This window comes from Pseudomonas sp. C321 (assembly GCF_055407105.1).
On the sequence record NZ_JBUZRB010000002.1, the window covers coordinates 617,072 to 635,992 of the forward strand.

The 18,921-nt window shown below is 56.9% G+C and carries 16 protein-coding genes; 7 read left to right on the plus strand and 9 right to left on the minus strand.

Translation table 11 applies throughout. The annotated features are described in order from the left end of the window. Nucleotides 1–11: 11 nt before the first annotated feature. Genes yidC through rpmH form a run of 4 tightly spaced genes read right to left on the minus strand, consistent with a single transcriptional unit; the run spans nucleotide 12 to nucleotide 2,490 of the window. Nucleotides 12–1,694 carry a membrane protein insertase YidC gene (gene yidC, locus ACZRJ6_RS08850; protein ID WP_463967514.1) on the minus strand — a complete coding sequence of 561 codons (1,683 nt, stop codon included), beginning with the start codon at nucleotides 1,692–1,694 and terminating at the stop codon, nucleotides 12–14. Between the two features lie 2 nt (nucleotides 1,695–1,696). Then, complete coding sequence (yidD, locus tag ACZRJ6_RS08855; RefSeq protein ID WP_010465488.1) at nucleotides 1,697–1,942, minus strand: membrane protein insertion efficiency factor YidD; 246 nt, start codon at nucleotides 1,940–1,942, stop codon at nucleotides 1,697–1,699. Next, the gene (gene rnpA, locus ACZRJ6_RS08860; protein WP_371923895.1) at nucleotides 1,935–2,342 is read right to left on the minus strand and encodes a ribonuclease P protein component; all 408 of its coding nucleotides are present in this window, start codon (nucleotides 2,340–2,342) and stop codon (nucleotides 1,935–1,937) included. Before rnpA ends, yidD begins: the two co-directional genes overlap by 8 nt. 13 nt (nucleotides 2,343–2,355) lie before the next feature. Further along, nucleotides 2,356–2,490: a 50S ribosomal protein L34 gene (rpmH, locus tag ACZRJ6_RS08865; protein WP_003213577.1), complete on the minus strand. Its 135-nt coding sequence runs from the start codon at nucleotides 2,488–2,490 to the stop codon at nucleotides 2,356–2,358. A gap of 585 nt (nucleotides 2,491–3,075) precedes the next feature. Here rpmH and dnaA point away from each other — a divergent pair. Genes dnaA through gyrB form a run of 4 tightly spaced genes read left to right on the plus strand, consistent with a single transcriptional unit; the run spans nucleotide 3,076 to nucleotide 9,284 of the window. After that, nucleotides 3,076–4,596, plus strand: coding sequence for a chromosomal replication initiator protein DnaA (dnaA, locus tag ACZRJ6_RS08870; protein ID WP_463967513.1), 1,521 nt, complete (start codon nucleotides 3,076–3,078; stop codon nucleotides 4,594–4,596). 39 nt (nucleotides 4,597–4,635) lie between these two features. Next, nucleotides 4,636–5,739, plus strand: coding sequence for a DNA polymerase III subunit beta (dnaN, locus tag ACZRJ6_RS08875; protein WP_149412823.1), 1,104 nt, complete (start codon nucleotides 4,636–4,638; stop codon nucleotides 5,737–5,739). A gap of 20 nt (nucleotides 5,740–5,759) precedes the next feature. Beyond that, nucleotides 5,760–6,863: a DNA replication/repair protein RecF gene (gene recF / locus ACZRJ6_RS08880; RefSeq protein ID WP_133100632.1), complete on the plus strand. Its 1,104-nt coding sequence runs from the start codon at nucleotides 5,760–5,762 to the stop codon at nucleotides 6,861–6,863. 3 nt (nucleotides 6,864–6,866) lie between these two features. Then, nucleotides 6,867–9,284 (plus strand): DNA topoisomerase (ATP-hydrolyzing) subunit B, encoded by a 2,418-nt coding sequence (gyrB, locus tag ACZRJ6_RS08885; RefSeq protein WP_463967512.1) that lies wholly within the window; start codon nucleotides 6,867–6,869, stop codon nucleotides 9,282–9,284. 118 nt (nucleotides 9,285–9,402) lie between these two features. On the opposite strand, the gene ACZRJ6_RS08890 is transcribed toward gyrB, so the two are convergent. Then, on the minus strand, nucleotides 9,403–10,122 hold the full coding sequence (locus tag ACZRJ6_RS08890) for a response regulator transcription factor (protein WP_463967511.1): 720 nt from the start codon (nucleotides 10,120–10,122) through the stop codon (nucleotides 9,403–9,405). Between the two features lie 263 nt (nucleotides 10,123–10,385). Here ACZRJ6_RS08890 and ACZRJ6_RS08895 point away from each other — a divergent pair, with 263 nt between their 5' ends. From ACZRJ6_RS08895 to ACZRJ6_RS08905, 3 genes are all read left to right on the plus strand, one after another. Continuing rightward, nucleotides 10,386–10,616, plus strand: coding sequence for a hypothetical protein (locus ACZRJ6_RS08895; protein ID WP_463967510.1), 231 nt, complete (start codon nucleotides 10,386–10,388; stop codon nucleotides 10,614–10,616). Nucleotides 10,617–11,019: 403 nt separating this feature from the next. Beyond that, nucleotides 11,020–12,006: a FecR family protein gene (locus ACZRJ6_RS08900; protein WP_463967920.1), complete on the plus strand. Its 987-nt coding sequence runs from the start codon at nucleotides 11,020–11,022 to the stop codon at nucleotides 12,004–12,006. A gap of 18 nt (nucleotides 12,007–12,024) precedes the next feature. After that, complete coding sequence (locus ACZRJ6_RS08905; RefSeq protein WP_463967509.1) at nucleotides 12,025–14,328, plus strand: CHASE2 domain-containing protein; 2,304 nt, start codon at nucleotides 12,025–12,027, stop codon at nucleotides 14,326–14,328. A 181-nt stretch (nucleotides 14,329–14,509) separates the two neighbouring features. Here the strand turns inward: ACZRJ6_RS08905 and ACZRJ6_RS08910 are convergent, their stop codons facing one another. The 4 genes from ACZRJ6_RS08910 to glyQ form a co-directional block, all read right to left on the minus strand. Beyond that, entirely contained in the window at nucleotides 14,510–15,280 is a 771-nt protein-coding gene (locus ACZRJ6_RS08910; protein ID WP_463967508.1) for a lysophospholipid acyltransferase family protein, read from the minus strand. Between the two features lie 84 nt (nucleotides 15,281–15,364). Next, on the minus strand, nucleotides 15,365–15,904 hold the full coding sequence (gmhB, locus tag ACZRJ6_RS08915) for a D-glycero-beta-D-manno-heptose 1,7-bisphosphate 7-phosphatase (protein ID WP_463967919.1): 540 nt from the start codon (nucleotides 15,902–15,904) through the stop codon (nucleotides 15,365–15,367). Further along, a complete protein-coding gene (gene glyS, locus ACZRJ6_RS08920; protein ID WP_463967507.1) occupies nucleotides 15,904–17,958 on the minus strand; it encodes a glycine--tRNA ligase subunit beta in 2,055 nt (684 codons plus the stop codon). Before glyS ends, gmhB begins: the two co-directional genes overlap by 1 nt. After that, nucleotides 17,955–18,908 (minus strand): glycine--tRNA ligase subunit alpha, encoded by a 954-nt coding sequence (glyQ, locus tag ACZRJ6_RS08925; RefSeq protein ID WP_133100625.1) that lies wholly within the window; start codon nucleotides 18,906–18,908, stop codon nucleotides 17,955–17,957. Before glyQ ends, glyS begins: the two co-directional genes overlap by 4 nt. Nucleotides 18,909–18,921: the final 13 nt, after the last annotated feature.

The window sequence follows — 18,921 nt, forward strand, 5'->3', positions numbered from 1 at the left end:
CACAGAGTAAGTTACGCCTCGGCTTTTTTGGTAGCCGCTTCGACCTTACGCGTGATGTACCACTGTTGAGAGATCGACAACACGTTGTTGACCACCCAGTACAGAACCAGACCAGCTGGGAACCACAGGAAGAAGAAGGTGAAGATGATTGGCATCATTTTCATCACTTTAGCCTGCATCGGATCCGGAGGTGTAGGGTTCAAACGCTGCTGGATGAACATGGTCGCGCCCATGATGATCGGCAGGATAAAGAACGGGTCTTTGATCGACAGGTCAGTTATCCACAGCATGAACGGTGCCTGGCGCATTTCTACGCTTTCCAGGAGAACCCAGTACAGCGAGAGGAACACCGGCATCTGCACCAGAATCGGCAAGCATCCACCCAGCGGGTTGATCTTCTCTTTCTTGTACAGCTCCATCATGGCTTGCGACATTTTCTGCCGGTCATCGCCATGTTGTTCTTTCAGAGCGGCCAGTTTCGGGGCCACGGCACGCATACGCGCCATCGACTTGTAGCTGGCGGCCGACAGAGGGAAGAAAATCCCCTTGATCAGCATGGTCAGGAAGATGATCGACCAGCCCCAGTTACCAACGATGCTGTGGATATGTTGCAGCAGCCAGAAGATCGGCTGGGCAATGAACCACAAAATGCCGTAATCCACAGTCAGTTCCAGACCTGGGGATAACTCTTTGAGCACAGCCTGGCTTTTCGGACCGGCGTACAGCGTAGCGCTGGTTTCAGCCTTGGCACCTGGAGCGACGGTCACCGCTGGGCCAGTGAAACCAATGATGTAGTTGCCTTGGCTGTCCTTGCGGGTTTGAACCAGGTTGGCTTCGCCCTTGCTCGGTATCCAGGCTGTCACGAAGTAGTGTTGCAACCAGGCGACCCAGCCACCTTGTACGGTTTCTTTCAGCGCAGCCTTGTCGATATCTTTCATCGACACTTTTTTGTACGGCTCGTTACTTGTCCACAGGGCGGCGCCCAGGTAAGTCGCGGTGCCGGTGGCGGTGCTGGAAGAAGGATCGGAGCTGCCATCACGCTTGAGCTGGGCAAACAGATTGCCGGTCCAGGCTTTGGCGCTGGTGTTGTCGATCAGGTAGGTTACTTTCAGATCGTACAAACCACGGGTGAAACTGAAACGCTTGATGTAGTTGACGCCATCGAGACTGAATTTCAGGTCGACGTTCAACTGGTTCTGGCCATCAGCCAGTTGATAAGTCTTTTGTTCGGTCGAATAAACCGGACGACCGGTAGCACGAGCATCAGGACCGTCAGTGCCGGTCAAGCCGCTTTGCGCCAAATAAGTACGTTCGCCGCCATTATCGAACAGCTGGAACGGAACATCTGGATGGTCTTGGCGACGTGGATACAGCGGCAGCTTCAGCTGGGCGATGTCACCACCCTGTGGATCGATAGCCAGGTCCAGCACATCCGTTTTGACGTGGATGAGGTCTTTACTGGTTATCACCTGTGTTTCTACAGGGGTGCTGCTATCGGAATTTGCGCTGGGTACATCGGCACTGGCGGAAGCATTGTTACCCAACGGAGTGTCCGGAATAGCCGGCGCAGCCTGATTGGTAGCAACATTCTGAGTCGGCAGGGCAGCCTGACCATAGTCCTGGTTCCACTTAAGAACCATAACGTAGGTCACGATTGCCAGGGCGACGATCAGGATCGTGCGTTTAATATCCATGATTACTCGGCCATCGAAGAAGAACGGGAGGTAGGGATAGGTGGAACCGGGTCATAACCACCGGGATTCCACGGATGACAGCGACCTAAACGACGAAAGGTCAGCCAGCCACCGCGCAGAAGGCCATGATTTTCTATGGCTTCATACGCGTAGCAGGAGCAGCTGGGGTAGAAACGACAGTGGCTGGCCATCAGCGGACTAATGGCATAGCGGTAAAACTGGATCGGAACGAGTGCCAGTTTACGCATCAGTACTGTCTACCCCTACAGTTTCGGTGCCGACTGCTGGTGCTGGCTTGTTAGTACGAGCCAGACGTTTCCAGAGCTTGCCGAAATGCTGAATCAATTCGGGGTTTTCTATGTCCCCCAAGCCTTTGCGCGCGACGATAACAATATCCCAACCAACCAGAGTGTCCTGGTGGAGGCGAAACGATTCGCGCATCAGACGCTTGAGGCGATTGCGCTCAACGGAGAGCTTTACGCTCTTCTTGCCAATCACCAACCCGAGACGGGGGTGATCCAGATCGTTGTTACGCGCAAGGAGCAGGAGATTTTTCCCCGGAACCTTGCCGGTGGGGGAGTCAAAGACTGCCTTGAAATGCCGGGGGGTTAGCAGACGCTTTTCCCGACTGAAGTCCTGACTCACCACCAGTACCGGATTATCAAACTGCCAGACGCGCACGACCTTTGGCGCGGCGACGCGACAGGACAGCACGGCCGTTCTTGGTAGCCATGCGAGCACGGAAGCCGTGAGTACGGGCGCGTTTGATGGTGCTTGGTTGGAAAGTACGTTTCATGGCGTGTTACCTGGTTCGTCCACAACGGGCCGGAATGGCCCCCGTTTTAAGAGACCGGCGATTCTAGAGAAAGCAAGCCTCTAGGTCAATTTCCAACCCGCTTTTCCTTCAATTAGATATCTGGACACATCCGGACCTATTCCGAGTCGTTCGGCTTTCGTGAGCAATGCCATAGATATAAAAATAAAGAAGGAAGTTATTTAAAGCTTTTCTGTAAAGCTTATAAAAGCTAGGGACGCCATCTTCTGTGGATAACCACCTTAAGGCCACGTTTTACTTGATGTACAGAGGATGACAACACGGGGGAGAAACGGTGCTCTACCTGTGCTGCACTGTCGGATAAGCTGTGTGTGGAATGGCTAGTTATCCACAGGCCAGTTACCCACAGACTTTCCCCCCCACTTGTACAACGGGCTTAGGGGCTCTTATCCACAGAGCTTATGCACAGACCATTGGTCGCCTTTTTTACGGTTAAGGCATTGATTCTTGGCGTCCTGTGAGCAACCTACATGTGGATAAGTAGACGGCTGGCCGCTACAATGGCGGCTGTTTTTGCCTCACCGGCTTTCAACTTAGGGGATCTCCGTGTCAGTGGAACTTTGGCAGCAGTGCGTAGAGCTTTTGCGCGATGAGCTGCCTGCCCAGCAATTCAACACCTGGATCCGTCCGCTACAGGTCGAAGCCGAAGGCGACGAGTTGCGCGTCTACGCACCCAATCGTTTTGTTCTCGACTGGGTCAACGAGAAGTACCTGAGCCGCGTTCTCGAATTGCTCGATGAACATGGCAACGGGCAAGCCCCGGTTCTCTCCTTATTAATAGGCAGCAAACGCAGCTCGGTACCTCGTGCCGCGCCGAATGCGCCGTTGGCTGCTGCTGCGTCGCAAGCTCAGGCTGCCGCTGCACCGGTCAACCACACAGCGGTAGCTCCTGCTGCTGGCCCATCAAAGTCGTTTTCGCAAAAAAACGCGCCGAGGAACGAAGAGCCGTCCCGTGACAGCTTCGATCCGATGGCAGGTGCCAGTTCGCAACAGGCACCGATTCGCGCAGAACAGCGCACGGTGCAGGTTGAAGGTGCGCTCAAGCACACCAGCTATCTGAACCGGACGTTTACCTTTGAGAATTTCGTAGAAGGTAAATCCAACCAGTTGGCCCGTGCAGCCGCCTGGCAGGTGGCCGACAACCCCAAGCATGGTTACAACCCACTCTTCCTTTATGGCGGCGTTGGCTTGGGTAAGACGCACTTGATGCATGCTGTGGGTAACCATCTATTAAAGAAGAACCCGAATGCCAAGGTCGTGTACCTGCACTCGGAGCGCTTCGTTGCCGACATGGTCAAGGCGTTGCAGCTCAACGCTATCAACGAGTTCAAACGGTTCTACCGTTCCGTCGACGCCTTGTTGATCGATGACATTCAATTCTTCGCCCGCAAGGAACGTTCCCAGGAAGAGTTTTTCCACACGTTCAACGCCTTGCTCGAAGGTGGTCAGCAGGTCATCTTGACCAGCGACCGTTATCCGAAAGAGATCGAAGGCCTGGAAGAGCGCTTGAAGTCGCGCTTTGGCTGGGGTCTGACCGTTGCAGTAGAACCGCCGGAACTGGAAACCCGCGTCGCGATTCTGATGAAGAAGGCCGACCAGGCGAAAGTCGATCTGCCCCACGACGCCGCGTTCTTCATCGCCCAGCGTATTCGTTCCAACGTGCGTGAACTGGAAGGCGCGCTCAAGCGTGTCATCGCTCACTCGCACTTCATGGGCCGCGATATCACCATTGAGCTGATTCGTGAATCGCTGAAAGACCTGTTGGCCTTGCAAGACAAACTGGTCAGTGTGGATAACATCCAACGCACAGTGGCCGAGTACTACAAGATCAAGATTTCCGACCTGCTGTCCAAGCGCCGTTCGCGCTCGGTAGCACGTCCACGTCAGGTGGCGATGGCGCTCTCCAAGGAGTTGACCAACCATAGCCTGCCGGAAATTGGTGATGTGTTTGGCGGTCGCGACCACACCACGGTCTTGCATGCGTGCCGCAAGATCAACGAACTTAAGGAATCCGACGCGGATATTCGCGAGGACTACAAGAACCTGCTGCGTACACTGACAACTTGATGAACACCAGCGCAGCTTATTAAGGCAAGGGACTAGACCATGCATTTCACCATTCAACGCGAAGCCCTGTTGAAACCCCTGCAACTGGTCGCAGGCGTCGTCGAGCGCCGACAGACCTTGCCGGTGCTCTCCAACGTATTGCTGGTTGTCGAAGGCCAGCAACTGTCGTTGACCGGTACCGACCTGGAAGTCGAACTGGTTGGTCGCGTTCAGCTGGAAGAACCCGCCGAACCCGGCGAGATCACCGTGCCAGCGCGCAAGCTGATGGATATCTGCAAGAGCCTGCCTAACGACGCGCTGATCGACATCAAGGTCGATGAGCAGAAGTTGGTAGTCAAGGCCGGCCGCAGCCGTTTCACCCTGTCCACCCTGCCGGCGAACGATTTCCCAACCGTGGAAGAAGGTCCTGGTTCGCTGACTTGCAGCCTGGGGCAAAGCAAGCTGCGCCGTCTGATCGAGCGCACCAGCTTCGCCATGGCCCAACAGGACGTGCGTTACTACCTCAACGGCATGCTGCTGGAGGTCTCGGAAGGCATCATCCGCGCTGTGGCCACTGACGGTCACCGTCTGGCCATGTGCTCTATGAAGGCCGATATTGGTCAGCCGGATCGCCATCAGGTGATCGTGCCGCGTAAGGGTATCCTTGAGCTGGCGCGTCTGCTGACTGAGCCGGATGGCAATGTCAGCATCGTGCTGGGCCAGCACCACATCCGCGCAACCACCGGTGAGTTCACCTTCACTTCCAAACTGGTTGACGGCAAGTTCCCGGATTACGAGCGTGTGCTGCCTAAAGGCGGCGACAAGCTGGTGATCGGCGATCGCCAGGCCCTGCGTGAAGCGTTCAGCCGTACGGCGATTCTGTCCAACGAGAAATACCGGGGTATTCGTCTGCAACTGGCCAACGGTCAGCTGAAGATCCAGGCCAACAACCCGGAGCAGGAAGAGGCGGAAGAAGAAGTAGGCGTCGACTACAACGGTGGTTCGTTGGAAATCGGTTTCAACGTCAGCTACCTGCTGGACGTGCTGGGCGTGATGACTACCGAACAGGTTCGCCTGATTCTGTCCGACTCCAACAGCAGCGCACTGGTGCAAGAATCCGACAACGACGACTCGGCTTACGTTGTTATGCCGATGCGCCTGTAATCATGTTCAGCAGAAGCTAGATGTCCCTCAGTCGCGTCTCGGTCACCGCGGTGCGCAATTTGCACCCGGTGACCCTCTCCCCCTCTCCCCGCATCAATATTCTCCATGGCGCCAACGGCAGTGGCAAAACCAGCGTTCTGGAAGCCATTCACTTGCTGGGGCTTGCCCGTTCCTTTCGCAGTGCGCGCCTGTTGCCGGTGATTCAGTACGAGCAGTTGGCGTGTACCGTATTTGGCCAGGTCGAATTGGCGGAAGGCGGTCACAGCAGCCTGGGGATATCCCGTGATCGTCAGGGGGAATTTCAGATCCGCATTGATGGGCAAAATGCTCGCAGTGCGGCGCAACTGGCGGAAATACTGCCCCTACAATTGATCAACCCCGACAGCTTCCGGTTACTGGAAGGTGCACCAAAAATCCGCAGGCAGTTCCTCGACTGGGGAGTGTTCCACGTGGAACCGCGCTTCATGGCCACTTGGCAGCGCCTGCAGAAGGCCTTGCGGCAGCGGAACTCGTGGCTGCGGCATGGTACACTTGACGCCGCTTCGCAAGCGGCCTGGGACCGGGAACTGTGCCTGGCCAGCGCTGAAATAGATGAATACCGCCGCGCCTATATCAAAGCCTTGAAACCAGTCTTTGAACAAACCTTGAGTGAGTTGCTAGAGCTCGAAGGTTTAACGCTGAGCTATTACCGTGGTTGGGACAAAGAGCGGGAACTGAGTGCAGTGCTTGCCACCTCTCTACAGCGGGATCAGCAAATTGGTCACACCCAGGCCGGACCACAACGGGCTGATTTGCGCCTTAGATTAGGTGCACATAACGCCGCAGATATTTTGTCTCGCGGTCAGCAGAAGTTGGTGGTCTGTGCGCTGCGTATTGCCCAAGGGCATCTGGTCAGCCAGGCTCGGCGAGGCCAGTGCATTTATCTGGTGGATGACTTGCCGTCCGAACTGGACGAGCAGCACCGCCGTGCGCTATGCCGCTTGTTGGAAGACTTACGCTGCCAGGTGTTTATCACCTGTGTAGACCATGAATTATTGAGGGAAGGCTGGCAGACGGAAACGCCAGTTGCTTTGTTCCACGTGGAACAAGGCCGTATCACCCAGACCCACGACCATCGGGAGTAAGGCATGAGCGAAGAACATACGTACGACTCGACCAGCATTAAAGTGCTTAAAGGTTTGGATGCCGTACGCAAACGTCCCGGTATGTACATCGGTGACACCGATGATGGCAGCGGTCTGCACCACATGGTGTTCGAGGTGGTCGACAACTCGATCGACGAAGCTTTGGCCGGTCACTGCGACGACATCAGCATCATCATCCACCCGGACGAATCCATCACCGTGCGCGACAACGGTCGCGGCATTCCGGTAGATGTGCATAAAGAAGAAGGCGTTTCGGCAGCAGAGGTCATCATGACCGTGCTCCACGCCGGCGGTAAGTTCGATGACAACTCCTACAAAGTATCTGGCGGTTTGCACGGTGTAGGTGTTTCCGTGGTGAACGCCCTCTCCGAACTGCTGGTGCTGACCGTGCGTCGTAGCGGCAAGATCTGGGAACAGACCTACGTTCACGGCGTTCCGCAGGAGCCGATGAAAATCGTTGGCGAAAGCGAAACCACCGGTACCCAGATCCACTTCCGTCCTTCTGACCTAACCTTCAAGAACATCCACTTCAGCTGGGACATCCTGGCCAAGCGGATTCGTGAATTGTCCTTCCTCAACTCCGGTGTCGGCATCGTCCTCAAGGACGAGCGCAGCGGCAAGGAAGAGCTGTTCAAGTACGAAGGTGGTTTGCGTGCGTTCGTTGAATACCTGAACACCAACAAGACTCCGGTCAACGAAGTGTTCCACTTCAACGTACAGCGTGAAGACGGCATCGGCGTGGAAATCGCTCTGCAGTGGAACGACAGCTTCAACGAGAACCTGTTGTGCTTCACCAACAACATTCCACAGCGCGATGGCGGTACTCACCTAGTGGGTTTCCGTTCCGCACTGACGCGTAACCTGAACACCTATATCGAAGCGGAAGGTCTGGCGAAGAAACATAAAGTCGCCACCACCGGCGACGATGCCCGTGAAGGCCTGACTGCGATTATCTCGGTCAAGGTTCCTGATCCTAAGTTCAGCTCGCAGACCAAAGACAAGCTGGTGTCCTCAGAAGTGAAGACGGCAGTGGAACAGGAAATGGGCAAGTACTTCTCCGACTTCCTGTTGGAAAATCCGAACGAAGCCAGGCTGGTTGTCGGCAAGATGATTGACGCGGCGCGGGCTCGTGAAGCGGCGCGTAAAGCCCGTGAAATGACCCGTCGTAAAGGCGCGTTGGATATTGCTGGCCTGCCGGGCAAACTGGCGGACTGCCAAGAGAAGGACCCTGCCCTCTCCGAACTGTACCTGGTGGAAGGTGACTCTGCTGGCGGCTCTGCCAAGCAAGGTCGTAACCGTCGCACCCAGGCCATCCTGCCGTTGAAGGGCAAGATCCTTAACGTCGAGAAAGCCCGCTTCGACAAGATGATTTCCTCTCAGGAAGTCGGCACCTTGATCACCGCTCTGGGCTGTGGCATTGGCCGCGATGAGTACAACATCGCGAAGTTGCGTTATCACAACATCATCATCATGACCGATGCTGACGTCGACGGTTCGCACATCCGTACCCTGCTACTGACCTTCTTCTTCCGTCAGTTGCCGGAGCTGATCGAGCGTGGCTACATCTATATCGCCCAGCCGCCGTTGTACAAAGTGAAAAAAGGCAAGCAAGAGCAATACATCAAAGATGACGACGCCATGGAAGAGTACATGACGCAGTCGGCCCTGGAAGATGCCAGCTTGCACTTGAACGACGAAGCTCCGGGAATCTCCGGGCCGGCGCTGGAGCGCCTGGTAAACGACTTCCGCATGGTGATGAAGACCCTCAAGCGTTTGTCGCGCCTGTACCCTCAGGAGCTTACCGAGCACTTCATCTATCTGCCAGCAGTCAGCCTCGAACAGTTGGGCGATCATGCAGCAATGCAGGAGTGGTTGGCTCAGTACGAAGTCCGTCTGCGCACCGTGGAAAAATCCGGCCTGGTTTACAAAGCCAGTCTGCGTGAAGACCGTGAGCGTAACGTATGGCTGCCAGAGGTCGAACTGATCTCCCATGGTCTGTCGAACTACGTCACCTTCAACCGCGACTTCTTCGGCAGCAATGACTACAAGACGGTTGTCACACTCGGCGCGCAACTGAGCACCTTGCTGGACGACGGCGCTTATATTCAGCGTGGCGAACGCAAGAAAGCGGTCAAGGAGTTCAAGGAAGCCCTGGACTGGTTGATGGCGGAAAGTACCAAGCGTCACACCATTCAGCGTTATAAAGGTTTGGGCGAAATGAACCCGGATCAGCTCTGGGAAACCACCATGGACCCTAGCCAGCGCCGGATGCTACGCGTGACCATCGAAGATGCCATTGGCGCGGACCAGATTTTCAACACCCTGATGGGTGATGCGGTTGAACCACGTCGTGACTTCATCGAGAGCAATGCCTTGGCGGTGTCTAACCTGGACTTCTAATCAGGCTGCGAAGCAAAACAAAAAAAGGCCAACGCTTAGCGTTGGCCTTTTTTATTGAGCAAAGAATCGAAAATTTTCTAAATGCTCCACGTGGAACATCTGAGAAGGTGCCTTCTTCTTAAGCGCTAGCGGCTGCCACACTCTCCAGCCGATAGCCATATCCGTAGATAGTCAGCAACTGCCATCCCCGATCAGCCGTCAATCCCAGCTTGTTACGCAGCCGATAGATATGAGTATCAAGCGGCCGTGAAGACACCATTTCCTCATGGGTCCAAAACCGCTCATAGAGGTATTCACGAGACAGTGGCCGCGCCAGGTTAGCGAAAAGGCAGCGTGCCAGTCGGTATTCACGCTCGGTCAAGTTGATAGGATTCCCGCCCCGTGTGACCGTCAACTCTGCGTCATCAAACGTCAGGTCATTGAAGGTTAATACTTCGCTTGCTGCGGATTTCTGTAAACCGTGGCGCCGCAGGACCGCTGTGACCCGTGCCTTGAGTTCATTGGGACGAAAGGGTTTGCTGACGTAATCATCCGCTCCGCTGTTCAACGCTTGGACGATGTCGCTTTCGGCATCGCGGCTGGTGAGCATGATGGCTGGCGGTGGTGCGTCCAGGTGTTCGCGGGTCCAGCGCAGGATCGCCAGGCCGCTGAGATCAGGCAGCTGCCAATCGAGCACCAGCAAGTCAAAGGTTTCTCGGCGCAGTTGGCGTAGCAAGTCTTCACCGCGCTCGAAGCAATGCAGCGTCCATGGCTGCTCCGAAGCGCTTGGGATTTGTCGCAGTGTCTGTTCCACCCGCCGTAATTCGGCAGGTTCGTCATCCAGTATAGCGACACGCATGGGAGGGTCCTTTCTTCTTGAAGAGTACTGCAGAGGCGTCGGCTCGATTTCATGAGGGGCACTACTGCGCAGATGCCGACCATTGAATCTGAACAATTATGGCCAAATTCTCTGATCCCTGGATCTCTCGGTACGCTGATATCAAATAGCCGTTAGGCCGTTGAATATCGCGAGTACCCAGCTGGAAAGATACCGGCTCAAGACCTTCAGGAAAAGGATCAATGGCAATCAGGTTTTATGCTATGTCGGGACGAGAGGTCGTCATGCAGAAGGTCAGTGTGTGGGGAACGATGTTGATGATGGCCACCGCGGCAAGCCTCGGCCCGGAAACGGTTGATGCCTGCAATCCGGTACAACCCATTCCATTCGATGAGTTGCACATGCCCAGTGAGTCAGGTGACTCTCTGGGATACGCAGGGTTGCGTAACGTAGAGGCGCCCCCGCAGTTTCAACAAGCCAGCGTACGTCTGCAAAACCAACGGTGGATATTCTAAATCTGAACAAATGTTGCAAATCCCCCTATGCGCCGTCGCTGTAGGTAAATTCTCTATTGCTGTGTGACAAAAGCAGGCGTGCGGGATGCACCTGCGACACTTGGACGTGTCAACCGCAGTGCATGGTTCGCCGTGAACTGTCGTCGCAGGGATATGAGGGACAGTATCTCTTCGATGTACACCCCGGATCGACACTGTTGATCTGGTCGACACATGGACGTGTCATCCTCTTCAATGGATCACCGGCCAGCCGACGATCACTTCCAATGCGCCAGACATTACGGCTATCGAGTGCGATGCGTCATCGGGTATCGTAGGCAGCATTCAAGGCCCCTGCCGCCGCAAGACGCTTTCTAAACGTGCTTTCTGATGAACCATTAGAATTAGAATCTTGATGAGCACCATGACCTTCTTTCCCTGCCGATATCGTTCTGCCCTCTTCTCGTTGTTGGGCTCAGGCCTGATTTTTACGCTCTGTGTCAGCAGCCTGTCTGTCATGGCGCGGCCCGCCCCTGTCCGTGCGCCGTACATCGATGACAATCATTTATGTCGGGCACAGCCCTTGCCTGCGGTTGTCCAGCACCTTACAGGCGAAGCCTGGAAGCTGGATGCCAAAGGGCGGTCGAGCGTGCTGGAGGAAGGCATGCTGATTGATGAGCAGGAAAGCGTGAAAACCTCCCCATCGGCGTTTGTGAGTCTGCTGCTGGGGGATGGTTCGCGAGTCGTGTTGCCATCCAGCTCTCAAGTTCGATTGCACCTGGTGCAAGAGCAGGCAATTCCCCAGGTGTTCCTGGAGCAGGGTCAGGTTGAGGCGTATGTGCTCAAGCGCGCCAGCGACTATGATCGTTTTCAGATCGTGACTCCGGTGGGTGTGCTTGGGGTGCGTGGCACCCACTTTCGCGTGCGTAACGATGACGAGCAATCAGTTGTCGAGGTGCTCAATGGTCAAGTGGCGGTTAATCGCACAGAACCGCCGACGGCCGGGCGAACAGCGAAAAAGCAGCTGCCGGTAGGTCCTGTGGAAGGCGAAGTGAAGGTTGGTGCCCGCCAAGGTGTACTGCTCAAAAAACAGGGCGAGCTCAAGACTGTAGAGTTGCTGGATGCGCCCAGGCTGATCGGCCAGGACGGCCAGAAGGGCAATGCGCCGGTCTGGACCCTGTACCTGCGCCCGCAACCGGGTGCCCAGCGTTATCGTGCCCAAGTGGCCACTGATAAAGCGTTTATGAACATAAAGCAGGAAAACTTTTCCAGCGAGCCGCACTTGAGCTTCACTGGATTGAAAGCATCGTTTTATCACGTTCGCGTATCTGCTTTTGATGAACAGGGACTGGAGGGGGAAGCCGGGGTCTATGACATTTTCTATTACCCGCCCGCTACCCGTGTGCAGTAGCGTTGTGGCGACCGGCCGGTGAGGTTTTGGCGCAGGGCTGAAAAGCGCCAGCCGACTCAAGCTCAGCGGCTGTTTTACGGCCTGGTACGGGAGTGGTTGTGTATCAGCCTGCTGCTGCTGCCAATGACAGCATTCCTGTCTCTGAGCCCTGGCCTTGCGCTCAATAATCTGTTGTATGACAGCCTGCGCCGCTTGGCTCCCTTACCGGTTGATCCGCGTATTCTGCTAGTGACCATCGATGACCTCAGCCTCAAGCAACTGGGTCAGTGGCCTTGGTCACGCCGCCTGCATGCCGACCTGATTGATCAGATGAGCGCCGCTAAACCTGCCGGTATTTTGTTCGATGTGATTTTCAGCGAAGCGGCCCGTGATCCCGCCAGCGATCAACGGCTGGGCCAGGCGCTCTGCAATGCCGGCAATGTGTTGCTGCCGCTGATCCGCGAAGGCACGCCGCGCTACGGTCAACCGGTGGCGCAAATCCTGCCCGTACTGCCCCTTCGCGATTGCGCCAGAGGCGTCGGCCATATCAATGTTGAAGCGGACAGCGACGGCATTGTCCGCAGCCTTTATCTGCGTGAAGGCCCGCCGGGACGAATGACACCTCAATTGGCATGGCTGGCGCTCGAACTGACCGGGCGGCAGGCGGTAATGCCCGGGTTGTCTGCCCCGTCAGACAGGGCCGATTGGCAGCGGGAAAATGCCATTCGGATTCCTTACATCGACACCGACGATGGCTTTCCCAGTGTGCCCTACGTCAGCGTCTTGCGCGGTGAAGTCCCGCCTGAGTTGTTGCGTGATCGCCTGATTCTGGTGGGTGCCACCGCCCCAGGCATGGGGGATCGATACGTCACGCCATTGTCGGCCAGCGTGGGTACCACATCAGGTGTCGAGATCCAGGCCAATATCCTTAATGGCCTGTTGCAAGGGCGCAGCATCACCGTCTTGCCCGTTTGGCTGGCTACGTTGATGGGCACCTCGATGGTTGCGCTGCTATTGGGCCTGCTGCTGTTTCGCCCGCGTTATGCATTGTGGTTGACCCTGGGGTGCATGAGCGCCGCGCTCCTTGGTTCCTGGGGGCTGTTGCGCCTTGGTGGCTGGTGGTCGCCGGGGGCATGCCTGATCGGTTTGCTGCTTGGCTACCTGATCTGGAATTGGCGTCGCCTGAGCGTAATCCTGGCCTATTTCGGCTGGGAGCTGGCACGCCTGGACAGCGAGCCCAACGTGCTGCCGGAACGTCGTCGTGCGCCCGCTAGTAACGGCGATGTGTTGCAGGGGCGGATCTTCGCTCTGGAGCAAGCTGTCAGCCGTACTCGCGACACCCGGCGTTTTATGGCCGATGGCCTGGAGTGTTTGCCGGTGGCCACGCTGATCACAGACCCGAGGGGCGGGATCCTGCTGGCCAACCGCATCGCCCGTGATGTGTTTGGTAGTGAACTGGTTACCGAGAACCTGCTGGAACAGCTCGCCGCGCTGGGCTATCCGCCTTTACTGGATGGCACTCGCCCGCCCCTGTCTGCCCTGGAAATTCTCGAATTTCGTGACACACAGCAACGCAGCCTGCGCCTGGACCTTGCCCCGCTTCTGCCGGCGGATGGTGATGTGGCCCTGGGCTGGCTGCTGAGCCTGACAGACTTGAGCATTGAGCGTGATGCCCAGCTGCAGCGGGAAACCCTGTTGCGCTTCCTGTCTCACGACCTGCGGGCGCCTCATTCGGCGATTCTTGCGTTGCTGGATGTCCAACGCCATGAGTCCCCAGAGGTAGCGCCTGTATTTGTGCAGATAGAACAACAAGTGCGCCGCGCCTTGAACCTGACCGAGTCGTTTGTCCAACTGGCCAAAGCCGAATCCGACGGCTATCAGTTCCAGTCCAGTCTGTTCGCCATGCTGGTGCTCGATGCGTTTGACCAGGTTGCGCTACTGGCCCAGTTGAAAGGCATCCAGTTGGTTCATGACCTGGATGAGGCCGGTGAGGAAATGGTTTGGGCTGATCAATCGCTGCTGACTCGCGCCTTGTTCAATCTGTTGGAGAACGCGATTAAATACAGCCCGTCCGGTACGACCGTCACCTTGAGCCTCGAAAGCACAGGAGAATGCTTGGAGTGCCACATCAAGGATCAGGGCCCAGGCATCGCGGCTGAGAATTTACCTGATCTGTTCAGCCAATACCGACGCTTCGCCTCTGCTCAGGGCAGCGAAGGATTGGGGCTGGGCCTGACCATGGTCAAGGCGGTGGTGGATCGTCATGCTGGCCGTATCGGGTGTGAGAGCGTCGTGGGCGAAGGTACTGTGTTCAGGCTGCAACTGCCTCTCTGGAAAGACTAAATAGCAGGCTTTTTACCTGTGCATAAAAAACCGGCCTTAAGGGCCGGTTTTTTACTGCTGAAAAAACTTATGCACTATTTCAGTTGTTTTATGAGCTTGAGAAATATGTAGGTAAATCATCGACCTACAATCAAAAAACTACAATTTTTCAACAAACCGTACACAGCTTATCCACAGAAACTCAAATCACCGTCTGATCTTCTGCAACCGGTAAAGGCGGCAGCGAACCCATGGCTCTTTGTTGTGCTTCATTCCAGGCCGCAGCACGGTCATTGAGCGCGGCAATGGCACGCGGGCCGCTGCCATCGGCGTACATCGGTTCGCCGATCACCACGGTAATGGTGCCCGCGAATTTAGCCCAACCCGTCTTCGGCCAGAACTTGCCGGCATTGTGGGCAATCGGCAGGACCGGCAGGTCAGCGTTGACCGCCAACGCCGTACCACCGCGTGAAAATTTGCCGACCGTACCGAACGGCACGCGAGTGCCTTCGGGGAAGATCAGTACCCAAACCCCGTCCTTGAGCAGCTCGTTACCCTTCTTCGCCACGTGTTTGAGCGCTGCCTTGGGGTTGTCGCGGTCGATGGCGATCGGCCGCAGCATAGCCATGGCCCAGCCAAAGAATGGCACGTACAACAGTTCACGCTTGAGCACTTGGCTCAATGGCGAAAAATACGCCGACAGAAAGAAGGTTTCCCAGGTGCTTTGGTGGTTCGACAGAATCACGCAGGGTGTGTCCGGGACATTTTCGGCGCCCTTGATCTCGAAACGAATGTCCAGGAACACCTTGGTCAGCCACAACGCGCAGCGGCACCAAAAAACATTAATGAAACGATAGCGCGCCTTGAATGGCAAAAAAGGCGCGATAAAAAAGCTCAGGGTGCACCAGAGCAAGGAACTGGTGCCCAGCAGCAGGTAAAAGAAGAAGGTTCTGATGGCCTGCAAGATCGACATGGCGGCATTTACCGTTGCGGGCCGAGGCCCGCCTGTTAAAAGCGCGCTCCCGAACAGTCCTTGATCAGGAAGTCAGAAGTGCTGCTAGTTGTTGATAAGTTCTGTGGCAACCGCCGCCAGATCGTCAAAAATCAAGGTGCCTACCGGCAGGTTTTTACCCTGGGTCTTTTCGCCTTTTCCGGTTTTTACCAAAACTGGTTGTGAGTCGACGGCTTTGGCCGCCTCCAAGTCACCGAGACTGTCCCCGACGAACCATAGGCCCGTCAACGGCACATTGTAATATTCTGCAATGGTTTTCAGCATGCCCGGTTTTGGCTTGCGACAAGCGCAGCCCTCATCCGGCCCGTGTGGGCAGTAAACCACCAGCCCCACTTCACCGCCCTGCTCAGCTACCAATGTGCGCAAACGCACGTGCATGGCATCGAGGGTGGCAACATCGTAGTAGCCACGGGCGATGCCGGACTGGTTGGTAGCGATTGCCACCGTCCAGCCCGCCTTGCTCAACTGCGCGATGGCCTCGATCGAGCCGGGCAATGGAATCCACTCCTCCACCGACTTGATGTAAGCGTCGGAGTCGTAGTTGATCACCCCGTCACGATCGAGAATCAGCAGTTTCAACATGATCAGCCCAGTACGGAAATGTCAGCGATATTGATAAACAACCCACGCAGACGCGCCAGCATGGCGTAGCGGTTTTTCCGCACGCCCGCATCTTCGGCATTGATCATCACCGCTTCGAAGAACGCATCGACCGGCTCACGCAAGGTGGCCAGGCGCGCCAATGCTTCGGCGTAGTTGCGTTCAGCGATCAGCGGCTTCACCGCGTTTTCCGCCTTGGCGATGGCTGAGTTCAGCGAGAACTCCTTGGCATCGGCGAACAGGCCCGGGTCAACCTCAGCATTGCCGAGGTTGTCGGCCTTGCTCAGCAGGTTCGACACGCGCTTGTTCACGGCGGCCAGTGCATCGGCTTCCGGCAACTTGCGGAAGGCCTGTACGGCTTGCACACGCTGATCGAAGTCCAGCGCCGAACCCGGTTGCAGGGCACGTACCGACAGGTACACCGAAACGTCCACACCTTCGTCTTCGTAACGAGCACGCAAACGATCGAAGACGAACTCCAGCACTTGCTCGGCCAGGCCGGCTTGCTTGACCTTGGCGCCGAACTGGCCGACGGCAAACACCACGGCCTGGGTCAGGTCGAGGTCGAGCTTCTTGTCGATCAGAATCCGCAGCACGCCCAGAGCCGCACGGCGCAGGGCGTACGGGTCTTTGCTGCCGGTAGGCAACATGCCGATGCCAAAGATACCCACCAGGGTATCCAGCTTGTCGGCGATGGCCACGGCCGCACCGGTCAGGGTGGTCGGCAGTTCAGCACCGGCACCGCGCGGCATGTACTGCTCGTTCAGGGCCAGGGCGACATCTTGCGGCTCGCCGTCATTGAGGGCGTAGTAGTAACCGGCAACACCTTGCATCTCCGGGAACTCGCCGACCATTTCGGTGGCCAGGTCGCACTTGGACAGCAGGCCGGCTCGGGCGGCGAGAGTGGCGTCGCCGCCAACGCGCGGGGCGATGTAGGCCGCCAGCTTGGAAACCCGCACAGCCTTGTCGTAGACGCTGCCCAGTTTTTCCTGAAACACCACGTTTTGCAGGCGCAGGTTGAAGTCTTCCAGCTTCTGCTTCTTGTCTTGTTTGAAGAAGAACTCGGCATCGGTCAGGCGCGGGCGAACGACTTTCTCGTTACCTTCGATGATCTGCTGCGGGTCCTTGCTCTCGATGTTGGCCACGGTAATGAAACGCGGCAGCAACTTGCCGTCGACGTCCAGCAGGCAGAAATACTTCTGGTTGTCCTGCATGGTGGTGATCAGCGCTTCTTGCGGCACGTCGAGGAAACGTTCTTCGAACGAGCACACCAGCGGCACTGGCCACTCAACCAGGGCGGTCACTTCGTCCAGCAGGCTTGGCGGCACAATGGCAGTGCCTTCCTGCAAACGGGCCAGCTCTTCAGTGCGCTTGCTGATCAGCTCGCGGCGCTCATTGGCATCCGCCAGCACATAGGCCGCGCGAAGGTCATTGAGGTAGTTGGCCGGCGCGGTGATGCGCACGCTTTGCGGGTGATGGAAGCGGTGACCACGCGAATCTCGGCCGGCCTTCTGGGCGAGGATGGTGCAATCGACGACCTGGTCACCGAGCAGCATTACCAGCCATTGGGTCGGACGCACGAACTCTTCCTTGCGGGCACCCCAGCGCATGCGCTTGGGAATCGGCAGGTCGTTCAGGGAGTCTTCAACGATGGTCGGCAAGAGGCTTGCGGTCGGCTTGCCCTTGATGACCTGGCTGAAGCGCAGTTTCGGACCGCTCTGGTCGATTTCGCTCAGCTCGACGCCGCACTTCTTGGCAAAACCCAAGGCTGCTTGCGTCGGGTTGCCTTCAGCATCGAAGGCGGCCTGGCGTGGCGGGCCGTCGAGGTTGATGCTGCGATCAGGTTGCTGAGTGGCCAAAGCGGTGATCAGGACGGCCAGGCGGCGTGGTGCGGCGTAGACCTTCTTGGCTTCATAACCCAGGCCAGCGGCTTGCAGGCCCTTGTCGATACCGGCCAGGAACGCGTCGGCCAGGGTATTGAGTGCCTTGGGCGGCAGCTCTTCGGTGCCCAGTTCAACCAGGAAATCTTGAGCACTCATTGTGCAGCCTCCAGCTTAGCCAACACTTCATCACGCAGGTCTGGGTGCGCCATCGGGAAGCCGAGCTTGGCGCGAGCCAGCAGGTAGGCTTGGGCGACGGAACGCGCCAGGGCGCGTACACGCAGAATGTATTGCTGGCGCGCGGTAACCGAGATGGCTCGGCGGGCATCCAGCAGGTTGAAGGTGTGGGATGCCTTCAAGACCATCTCATAGCTTGGCAACGGCAGCGGCTGATCCAGTTCGATCAGGCGCTTGGCTTCGCTTTCGTAGAAGTCGAACAGCTCGAACAGTTTCTCGACGTTGGCGTGTTCGAAGTTGTAGGTCGACTGCTCCACTTCGTTCTGGTGGAACACATCGCCATAAGTGACCTTGCCGAAAGGACCGTCAGCCCAGACCAGGTCGTAGACCGAATCCACGCCCTGCAGGTACATGGCCAGGCGCTCAAGACCGTAAGTGATCTCGCCGGTCACCGGGTAGCACTCGATGCCGCCCGCTTGCTGGAAGTAGGTGAACTGGGTGACTTCCATGCCGTTGAGCCAGACTTCCCAGCCCAAACCCCAGGCGCCCAGGGTCGGCGATTCCCAGTTGTCTTCGACGAAACGAATGTCGTGGACCAGCGGGTCCAGGCCGACATGTTTCAATGAGCCCAGGTACAACTCCTGGAAATTGTCCGGGTTAGGCTTCAAGACCACCTGGAACTGATAGTAGTGCTGCAGGCGGTTTGGGTTTTCGCCGTAGCGGCCGTCAGTCGGGCGACGACTGGGCTGCACGTAAGCGGCGTTCCAGGTTTCCGGGCCGATGGCCCGCAGGAAGGTAGCGGTGTGGAAAGTGCCGGCGCCTACTTCCATATCATAGGGCTGAAGTACCACACAACCTTGCTCGGCCCAGTATTGCTGGAGGGCGAGGATCAAGTCTTGGAAGGTACGCACGGCTGGCGTAGGCTGGCTCACGAAATTCACCTGT